At 60.2% G+C, this 9,431-nt stretch carries 8 protein-coding genes; 1 reads left to right on the top strand and 7 read right to left on the bottom strand.

Features of this window, described 5'->3' with window-relative positions; genetic code table 11:
* Positions 1-122: 122 nt before the first annotated feature.
* The 7 genes from AC1DSG_RS22600 to exaC all read right to left on the bottom strand — a co-directional run bounded on the left by AC1DSG_RS22600 (position 123) and on the right by exaC (position 7,715).
* Positions 123-935: a M90 family metallopeptidase gene (locus AC1DSG_RS22600; protein WP_477792871.1), complete on the bottom strand. Its 813-nt coding sequence runs from the start codon at positions 933-935 to the stop codon at positions 123-125.
* 6 nt (positions 936-941) lie between these two features.
* The gene (locus AC1DSG_RS22595; RefSeq protein WP_477792870.1) at positions 942-1,598 is read right to left on the bottom strand and encodes a DedA family protein; all 657 of its coding nucleotides are present in this window, start codon (positions 1,596-1,598) and stop codon (positions 942-944) included.
* A gap of 227 nt (positions 1,599-1,825) precedes the next feature.
* Positions 1,826-2,287, bottom strand: a complete 462-nt coding sequence (locus AC1DSG_RS22590) for a GNAT family N-acetyltransferase (protein ID WP_477792869.1) — start codon at positions 2,285-2,287, stop codon at positions 1,826-1,828.
* A gap of 114 nt (positions 2,288-2,401) precedes the next feature.
* Positions 2,402-3,238: an ethanolamine ammonia-lyase subunit EutC gene (eutC, locus tag AC1DSG_RS22585; protein WP_477792868.1), complete on the bottom strand. Its 837-nt coding sequence runs from the start codon at positions 3,236-3,238 to the stop codon at positions 2,402-2,404.
* Positions 3,235-4,629: an ethanolamine ammonia-lyase subunit EutB gene (locus tag AC1DSG_RS22580; protein WP_477792867.1), complete on the bottom strand. Its 1,395-nt coding sequence runs from the start codon at positions 4,627-4,629 to the stop codon at positions 3,235-3,237. Before AC1DSG_RS22580 ends, eutC begins: the two co-directional genes overlap by 4 nt.
* A 98-nt stretch (positions 4,630-4,727) precedes the next feature.
* Positions 4,728-6,008, bottom strand: coding sequence for an ethanolamine utilization protein EutH (gene eutH / locus AC1DSG_RS22575; RefSeq protein WP_477792866.1), 1,281 nt, complete (start codon positions 6,006-6,008; stop codon positions 4,728-4,730).
* A 186-nt stretch (positions 6,009-6,194) separates the two neighbouring features.
* Complete coding sequence (gene exaC, locus AC1DSG_RS22570; protein WP_477792865.1) at positions 6,195-7,715, bottom strand: acetaldehyde dehydrogenase ExaC; 1,521 nt, start codon at positions 7,713-7,715, stop codon at positions 6,195-6,197.
* A gap of 423 nt (positions 7,716-8,138) precedes the next feature.
* Here exaC and AC1DSG_RS22565 point away from each other — a divergent pair.
* Positions 8,139-9,431: sigma-54-dependent Fis family transcriptional regulator (locus AC1DSG_RS22565; RefSeq protein ID WP_477792864.1), on the top strand; the 1,293-nt coding region annotated here is incomplete at its 3' end.

Here is a 9,431-nt window from a genome sequence, read left to right as displayed (position 1 = left end):
GTAGCTCATTGGGCGGTGCCCCCGTTAGTTGACCAAAGATACTTGGCCGGATTGACCAAAAAGTGGCGGCGATTATAGGCATATTCCGCCGTGGATGCTACGTACCAAGGGTCGTAGAGACTTTAGTCGCGTGCCTGATAGACCGGGTCTGCCGCCAGAAGTTGCCGTAACCGGCTCAGTGGATCCTGCCGGTAGAAAAGCTTGAGCTGCTCATAGACCCCCGGATAAGCCTCGAACAGTAAATCCGGGGCGCTGAAGAAGTATTCGCTGGTGACGGCAAAAAACTCGGCGGGGTTTTCCGCGGCGTAGGGATCTATCGCGGTTTCGGCGTCCGGGTTGCGCTCCAGTTGCCGGTCGAGGTCGTCGTAGGCCTCTTGCATCACTTTGGCCCAGTCGCTGACCCGCATGTCGGGGTGCAGCGGCGGCAAGCCGTTGGCAACGCCATTGAGCATGTCGAGTTTGTGGGCGAGTTCGTGGATGACCAGGTTGTAGCCTTCCCAGCCACCACTGGCCATCACGCCCGGCCAGGCGAGGATGATCGGGCCTTGCTGCCACGCCTCGCCACTGTGTTCGCCGTCCCACTCATGTTCGACGCCGCTGGCATCGCGATGGCGTTGGGGGCTGAGGAAGTCGTCGGGGTAGAGAATTATTTCGTGGAAACCCTGATACCAGTTCAAATCGCCCAGGTTCAGCAGTGGCAATTGCGCCTGCGCTGCCAGCAGCAGGCGTTGCTCCTGATGCAGTTCAACCCCGGGCAGGGCAGTCAGGTGTTTGTCTTCAAGGAACAACACGCAAGCTTCGCGCAACCACTGGTCTTCAGTGGCGCTGATGCCGTCGAGAAAGCTCAGGTGATGGCGCACCCGCTGCCACATGTCGTCGGCAATCGGGTGCTTGGCCAGGGTGCGCTGGCGGCGCCAGGCGTTGAGCGACCACATCGCGGATCAGCGCGATTGGGGTTTGGACGCGGCGTTGGCGAGGCGGCTGCGGACCATGCCAATGAGCATCGGAACCAGCGACAGCAGGATGATACCCACCACCAGCAGCGACAGGTTTTGCTTGATGAACGGTACGTTGCCGAAGAAGTAACCGAGGGTCACCAGGCCTCCGACCCAAAGGATCGTGCCGATAACGCTGAAGAAAAAGAAACGCGGGTAAGGCATATTGCCGACGCCGGCGACGAACGGTGCAAAGGTGCGGATGATCGGCATGAAGCGCGCCAGCGTTACGGTTTTACCACCGTGCTTGTCATAAAAGTCGTGGGTTTGTTGCAGGTAGTCGCGCCGGAAGATCTTCGAGTCCGGGTTACTGAACAGTTTTTCGCCTGCCGTTCGACCAATCAGGTAGTTGGTGCTGTCGCCCAGAATCGCCGCGAGCATCAACAGGCCGCCCAGCAATACGGGGTCCATGCCACCACCGGCCGCAACGGCACCGGCGATGAACAGCAGGGAGTCACCCGGCAAGAACGGCATCACCACCAGGCCGGTTTCACAGAAAATCACCAGAAACAGAATGGCGTAGATCCAGGTCCCGTAGTTGGTCACCAGCATGTCGAGGTAAACGTCGAGATGCAGAATAATGTCGATCGGGTTGAAATCCATAGGGGCACCTGTGGTGACGGCCCGACTCTGCAGGCCTGTGCGGATGACATCGCGTAAGACTACATAGGGGTGTAGTTTTTCTTACAAGTCGGAAAGATCGGGATTATACGGGCTGACGCGTGAAAAGAGCGTTCAGTTTGTAGAGGGGGGTGTCGCGGTAGACCGATGGTTGATTCAGGGCTTTTGTGGGAGCGAGCCTGCTCGCTCCCACAGAGGGCCGGTGTGAGTCAGAGACTGTCGCTGATCGGCAGTACGTAGTTCTTGAACTCGGTGTCTTCCTTGAACCCGATGGATTCATAGGTTTTGTGCGCGACTTCGTTGTTGTTGCTGGTGGAAACACGCATGCGTACGGCATTGGTTTCCTTGGCCATTTTCTTCGCGGTGCGGATCAGGTTGTCGGCCACCAATTGGCGACGGGCATCTTCGGCGACATAAATGTCGTTAAGGATCCAAACGCGTTTAAGCGAAAGCGAAGAAAAGCTTGGATACAGCTGACAGAAACCCATCAGTTTGTTGTTGTCATCATCGGACAGCGCCAGGTAAATCACCGATTCTTTGCGGCGCAGGCGTTTTTCGAGGAAGGCACGCGACGAGTCCGGGTAAGGCAGGGACCCATAAAACTCACGATATTTCACGAACAATGGCGTCAGAAGGTCCAGGTGTTCGAGGGTCGCTTGAATAATCCGCATGTTAGGTCTCGTCTTCAAGTGGCTGTCTTACTGCATTGACGGCGATGGGAAACCCGTGGCGGCCGTTCGTCGATCCTGCCTGAAACCGGCGCAGAAACGCAATGCAGAATCGGTTCAGGCATCATTTTGACCCAACAGGAAGTTGCGTTTCATGTCAGCTCCTGCGTCTGAATCCAGTGTCTGAAGCTGCGCTTCGTCCTTGAGATTGACCCCTGACAACTGTCTGCGACAGGCCTCGCGCATCAAATACAGCAATCGATGTGCCGCCATGCCATAGCTCAGTCCTTCGAGCCGCACATTTGAGATGCAATTGCGATAGGCGTCCGTCAGGCCGATCTTTGGATTGTAAGTGAAATATAAACCCAGGCTATCCGGGGAGCTAAGTCCTGGGCGTTCACCGATCAGGATCACCGTCATTTTTGCACCCAGCAATTCGCCGATTTCGTCGGCTACGGCGACCCGACCCTGTTCCACCAGAATGACCGGTGAGACGGACCAGCCGTCACTCACAATCTGATCTTCCATCCGCGCCAGAAAAGGCAGGGTATGGCGATGAACGGCCAGCGCCGACAACCCATCGGCAACGACAATTGCCAGATCGACACCGTCGGGATTGGCCAGTGCGTAATCGCGCAGTGCCTGCGCCGACTCACCACTCAACTTTCGCCCCAAATCGGGGCGTTGCAAATAACTGTTCCGATCCGAAGCGGCGCTGTGTAGCAGCAAACTGGCACGCCCGCGTTCAGCCAGTTGTGAGCTGAGCCCCGCATGGTCGAACGGCAAATGCACCGCATCCCGCGCCTGAGCGTGTGCGTACTGGAAATCCAGTTGGGCGCTGGTCGGCATGCTGGTGCCCGTGCGCCCCAAGGCAATTCGCGCCGGTGTCAAGCGTCGCAATTCCAGCAACGAGTTCTGTGGATCAACGGGTGGTTTATCCATGAAAGCACTCATCCCAATTGCGCCATCGCCTGGCGGAAGGCCGGGGGCAGGCTGTCGCCGAAGTGAATTTTTCCGTCTGCCTGGGTGAAGATGCCCATTTTGGTCAGCCACTGTTCGAATTCCGGCGCCGGTTTCAGGCCCAGCGTCTGGCGGGCGTAGAGGGCGTCGTGGAACGAGGTGGTCTGGTAGTTGAGCATGATGTCGTCGGAACCGGGGATGCCCATGATGAAGTTGATGCCGGCCACGCCCAGCAGGGTCAGCAGGGTGTCCATGTCGTCCTGGTCGGCTTCGGCGTGGTTGGTGTAACAGATGTCGCAGCCCATAGGCACGCCCAAAAGCTTGCCGCAAAAGTGGTCTTCGAGACCGGCGCGAATGATCTGTTTGCCGTTGTAGAGGTATTCCGGGCCGATGAAGCCGACCACCGTGTTCACCAGGAACGGCTTGAAATGACGCGCCACGGCGTAGGCGCGGGTTTCACAGGTCTGTTGGTCGATCCCGTGGTGGGCGTTGGCCGACAGCGCGCTGCCCTGACCAGTTTCGAAATACATCAGGTTCTGGCCCAGCGTGCCGCGATTGAGGCTCAAACCGGCGTCATATCCTTCCTTCAGGACATTCAGGTTGATGCCGAAACTGGCATTGGCCACTTCGGTGCCGGCAATCGACTGAAACACCAAGTCCAGTGGAACTCCGCGATTGATCGCCTCGATCGACGTAGTGACGTGGGTCAGCACGCAGGCCTGGGTCGGAATTTCGTAGCGCTGGATGATCGCGTCGAGCATTTCCAGCATCGCGCAGATCGACGCGATGCTGTCGGTGGCCGGGTTGATGCCGATCATCGCGTCGCCGTTTCCGTACAGCAGGCCGTCCAGGATGCTCGCAGCGATGCCCGAGGGCTCATCGGTGGGGTGATTGGGTTGCAGGCGGGTGGATAGCCGGCCGCGCAATCCCATGGTGCCGCGAAACTTCGTGACCACACGGATTTTCTGCGCCACCAGTACCAGGTCCTGGACGCGCATGATCTTCGACACGGCAGCTGCCATTTCCGGCGTCAGGCCGGGGGCGAGCGCACGCAGAGTCTGTTCATCGGCGGCGTCGCTGAGTAGCCAGTCACGAAAGCCGCCCACGGTCAGGTGGCTGACGGTGGCAAAAGCTTTGGCGTCGTGGGTGTCGATGATCAGCCGGGTGACTTCATCGGTCTCGTAGGGGATCAGCGCTTCTTGCAGGAAGTGCTTGAGCGGGATGTCCGCCAGGGCCATTTGCGCCGCCACCCGCTCGCCGTCGTTTTGCGCGGCGACACCAGCCAGGAAGTCCCCGGAGCGTGCCGGGCTGGCTTTGGCCATGACGTCCTTGAGGTCGTCGAAGCGGTAGGCCTGGGCGCCCACGCTATGGGAAAAACTTGCCATCTCAGTCTCCGTTTCAAATAGGACAGTGCGCTGCCCGGGGCCGGCCGTGGCTGAGCATGCCACGCTCGGTGCGGGCAGCGCACTTCAATGCAGCGGACTCAGGCCATTGCCTTGGTACCGTCGGGGTGCAGGGTTTCCGGCAGCGGCAGGCCCAGGTATTCGCCCTTGGCGATGATCCCGGCGGCGCGGTCCTCGGCCTCCAGTTGCAAGGCCTTGGGCACCGACAGCCAATACGCCAGGCCCACAGCAATGAAACCTGCACTTATCTTGCCAATCAGCACCGGCAGAATGATGGTGGGCTGGAAGTTGGCGGTGAAGGACAGGTGGTCGCCCAGCAGGAAGGCCGCGCACACGCCAAAGGCAATGTTGATCACTTTGTCTTTTGGCGGCATGAAGCGCACCAGGCGGAACATGGCCAGGATGTTGGCGATAGTGGCCAGCATGCCGGCACTGCCAACGGCGCTCAGGCCGATCTTGCTGCCCAGGCTTTCCAGCGGTTTGCCCAGGTATTTGCGCAGCAGGTAGACCATCGGGAAGGCGCCGGCCAGCATGATGCCGATGTAGCCGGCGGTTTCCAGGGCGCGGGTCTGGTCCTCGGCGTCGGCGATGATCGGGTGGAACCCCCAGCTGCCGAATACCAGGGTGAACACGCCGGTGAAGTACTCGACGATGGAGAACACCAGCACCAGCTTGATCGCCGCGTCCAGGGTACGACCGAAGATGATGAAGCCCTTGATCATCAGGTCGGGCAAAAAGCGCAGGCCCAAGGCCAGGGCCACGACGAAGATCAGGATCGGCAGCAGGTTGGCGAAGATGCTGCCCAGGCCCAGGGCCAATTGATAGGTGGCTTCGCCGTTGGTCGACACCAGGTCCCGTACCAGCGGGTTGCTGAACGCGAGGATGACACTGGCAATCAGCACGCCCAGAGGGATGGTCAGGATGCCTGACATGATGCCCAGGGCCATGTATTTGTGGTCGCGCTTGTCGAGCATCGCCAGGCCCATCGGGATCGAGAACACGATGGTCGCGCCGCCCATGAACCCGGTGATCAGCGCCATGACCAGTGCTTCTTTGCTGGCCGCCAGGGCCGAGGCCAGGTGATAGCCGCCCATGTCCGAGGCGATGATCATGGTCGCCGCCAGCGCCGGGTCTGCGCCCAGGGAGCTGAAGAACGGGCCGAAAGCTTTTTCGATGACCACGGTCAGGTAGGGGATGGACGCCATGATCCCCGCCGCCGGCACGAAGATGTGCCCCGTGGCGTGGATGCCTTCCATGAATTCTTTGCCAAGTCCCTCGTCGCTGTTGTAGATCGCCGCGAAGGCGCCGAGTACGGCGCAGAACATGATGAGATAGAGCACGTAGTTGCCGATCTGATCCATTGCGGATTCCTTTCTTATTGTTGTTTTTCAGCGCGGACGCTGTGTTCACCAAAGGCGTGGGGGGGCTTTGCGATTTTTTGCGTGCAACCGTGCATCCGGCCGCCGACGGGGGCCGAATGCATTGCACAAAAAAGAGTCTTGCCGGAACAAGCACCTCCCGGCGACCGAAGTCGCCGGGAGGTTCGATCAGAAGAASCCCAACGGATTGATGTCGTAGCTSACCAGCAGGTTYTTGGTCTGCTGATAGTGATCGAGCATCATCTTGTGGGTTTCACGGCCGACGCCGGACTTTTTGTAACCGCCGAACGCGGCGTGCGCCGGGTACAGGTGGTAGCAGTTGGTCCACACACGGCCGGCCTTGATGGCGCGGCCCATGCGATAGGCGCGGTTGATGTCGCGGGTCCAGAGGCCGGCACCCAGGCCGAACTCGGTGTCGTTGGCGATGGCCAGGGCTTCAGCTTCGTCCTTGAAGGTGGTGATGCTCACCACCGGGCCGAAGATTTCTTCCTGGAACACGCGCATTTTGTTGGTGCCCTTGAGCAGGGTCGGCTGGATGTAATACCCGGTCGCCAGGCTGCCCTCGAGTTTTTCTACCTTGCCGCCGGTGAGCAGCTCGGCGCCTTCGCCCTTGGCGATTTCCAGGTACGAAAGGATTTTGTCGAATTGCTGTTCGGACGCCTGGGCGCCGACCATGGTGTCGGTGTCCAGCGGGTCGCCACGTTTGATTTGCAGAACCTTCTTCATCACCACTTGCATGAATTCGTCGTAGATCGACTCTTGCACCAGCGCGCGGGACGGGCAGGTGCAGACTTCGCCCTGGTTGAAGAATGCGAGCACCAGGCCTTCGGCGGCTTTTTCGATGAAGGACGGTTCGGCCTTCATGATGTCTTCGAAGAAGATGTTCGGCGATTTGCCACCCAGCTCCACGGTGGACGGAATGATGTTTTCGGCGGCGCATTTCATGATGTGCGAGCCGACCGGGGTCGAGCCGGTGAAGGCGATTTTGGCGATGCGTTTGCTCGTGGCCAACGCTTCGCCGGCTTCTTTGCCGAAGCCTTGCACGATGTTCAGCACGCCGGGTGGCAGCAGGTCGCCAATCAGCTCGACCAGTACGGTAATGCCCAGCGGGGTTTGCTCGGCGGGCTTGAGGACCACGCAGTTACCGGCGGCCAGCGCCGGGGCAAGTTTCCACGCGGCCATCAGGATCGGGAAGTTCCACGGGATGATCTGCCCGACCACGCCCAGTGGCTCGTGGATGTGATAGGCGACGGTGTTGCCGTCGATCTCGGCAGCGCTGCCTTCCTGGGCGCGGATGCAACCGGCGAAGTAGCGGAAATGGTCGGCCGCCAGCGGGATGTCGGCGTTGAGGGTTTCGCGAACGGCTTTGCCGTTGTCCCAGGATTCGGTGATTGCCAGCAGTTCCAGGTTCTGCTCGATGCGGTCGGCGATTTTCAGCAGCACCAGCGAGCGCGCCTGGGCGGACGTGGCGCCCCAGGCATCGGCAGCGGCGTGGGCAGCGTCCAGGGCCTTGTCGATGTCTTCGGCGGTGGAGCGCGGGAATTCGGCAATCGGTTGGCCATTCACTGGCGAGGTATTGGTGAAGTACTGACCTTTGACAGGCGCGACGAACTCGCCGCCGATGTAGTTACCGTATTTGCTCTTGAACGAAACGATAGCGCCTTCAGTACCGGGGTGAGCGTAACGCATGGTGGGATTCTCCTTGGCTTTTGTGCTTATAAGGGAGAGCGCATGTGCGCCTGTATAAGCGTAGAGCAAAGGTCGGGCCACTGCCTTGCAGGTCAGGCAAATCAAGGCCTTGCGTGGTTTTTGTCGGACCGGCGGGCGGCACCTGTGACGGTTTCGGTACAGTTGGCGTGACACTTTGTACCGCTTGTGACACAGCCCGTGACTGACCGGTCTTGCCAGCATTGCAATGCACGCTAGGCTGGAGGATGCTCGGACTCGCGCTCCATGTAGCAGCTGCCGAAGGCTGCGTTCGAGTGCGCAGCGCTCGCCTCGTTTTCGGCCATGCATACGGGACACAGATTTTACGACTGCTTCGCAGCCGGACGCAGCTTCGGCAGCTGCTACACGGGGGCGAGCCAGACCTTGCGGGGAGAATAATAAGAAATGCACGACAACCATTTGAGTCGCCATGCCCAGCAAGTCTTGACCGTGACTCAGGGCAAATCGCACCTGCACGGCCCCGGCAGCGATCCGTCCATCGCCCGCTCCTGGCTGCGTTGTCTTGAGGACTATCACCTCGACCCAGCCCTGACCATGGCGCCCACCGTGTTGGAACATGGCCGCGTGCTGGAAAGCCGCGAGCGTTTGCAGCAAGTGCTGCACATCGCCGGCAATGAAATGTCCAGCCTCCACCAACAGCTCTCCGGCGCCGGCCACGCGGTGCTGCTGACGGATGCCCGGGGTGTGATCCTCAATTGCGTCACCGCACCCGCCGAACGGAAGATTTTCGAGCGTGCCGGCCTCTGGCTCGGCGCGGACTGGAGCGAAGCCTGCGAAGGCACCAACGGCATCGGCACCTGCCTGGTGGAGCGTCAGTCGCTGACCATTCATCAGGACGAACACTTTCGCGGACGCCACACCGGCCTGACCTGCTCGGCGAGCCCGGTGTTCGACCCGCACGGCGAACTGCTGGCGGTGCTCGACGTGTCCTCGGCGCGCCACGATGTATCGCGCCAGAGCCAGTTCCACACCATGGCCCTGGTCAATCTGTCGGCGAAGATGATTGAGAGCTGTTATTTCCTGCGTTGCTTCGACAATCAATGGTTGCTGCGTTTTCACTTGCAGGCCGAGTCCGTCGGGTTGTTCAGCGAAGGGCTGCTGGCGTTCGACGGGGAAGGGCGGATCTGCGCGGTCAACCAAAGTGCACTGAACTTGCTGGGGCATATTCGCGGTGGCTTGCTGGGCAAACCGGTGGACGCGTTTTTCGACTGTTCGCTGGATGAGTTGCTCGGTCGCGCCAGTGTGAGTGCCAGTGCCAGTTGGCCACTTCGCACCCGCGACGGCCGCAGTCTGTTTGCCGTGTTGCGTGGGCAGCCGCGCAGCATTCCCGTGCCCGTCGTGCAAAGCCCAACGATTGCCGAGCGTCCACGGCTGTCGGGCATCTGCATCGGTGATAGCGCCTTGCAGGAGGATTTTCGCAAGTCGCTGCGGGTATTCGAGCGCGATGTTCCGCTGCTGATCAATGGTGAAACCGGTTCCGGCAAAGAGGCGTTCGCCAAAGCCGTGCATCAGGCCAGTCAACGGGCGGAAAAAGCCTTCGTCGCCCTTAACTGTGCGGCCATTCCTGAAAGCCTGATCGAGAGCGAATTGTTCGGCTATCGCGGCGGCAGCTTCACCGGCGCGCGCAAGGAAGGCATGCGTGGCAAGTTGCAGCAGGCCGATGGCGGGACCCTGTTT

It is taken from the genome of Pseudomonas sp. P5_A12, assembly GCF_056400685.1.
This window is presented reverse-complemented; position numbering and strand designations above follow the sequence as displayed.

Bases quoted from the DNA above. Each gene is read 5' to 3' on its own strand.
- AC1DSG_RS22600 (WP_477792871.1), bottom strand. From the start codon at position 935: ATGTGGTCGCTCAACGCCTGGCGCCGCCAGCGCACCCTGGCCAAGCAC.
- AC1DSG_RS22595 (WP_477792870.1), bottom strand. From the start codon at position 1,598: ATGGATTTCAACCCGATCGACATTATTCTGCATCTCGACGTTTACCTC.
- AC1DSG_RS22590 (WP_477792869.1), bottom strand. From the start codon at position 2,287: ATGCGGATTATTCAAGCGACCCTCGAACACCTGGACCTTCTGACGCCA.
- eutC (WP_477792868.1), bottom strand. From the start codon at position 3,238: ATGAGTGCTTTCATGGATAAACCACCCGTTGATCCACAGAACTCGTTG.
- AC1DSG_RS22580 (WP_477792867.1), bottom strand. From the start codon at position 4,629: ATGGCAAGTTTTTCCCATAGCGTGGGCGCCCAGGCCTACCGCTTCGAC.
- eutH (WP_477792866.1), bottom strand. From the start codon at position 6,008: ATGGATCAGATCGGCAACTACGTGCTCTATCTCATCATGTTCTGCGCC.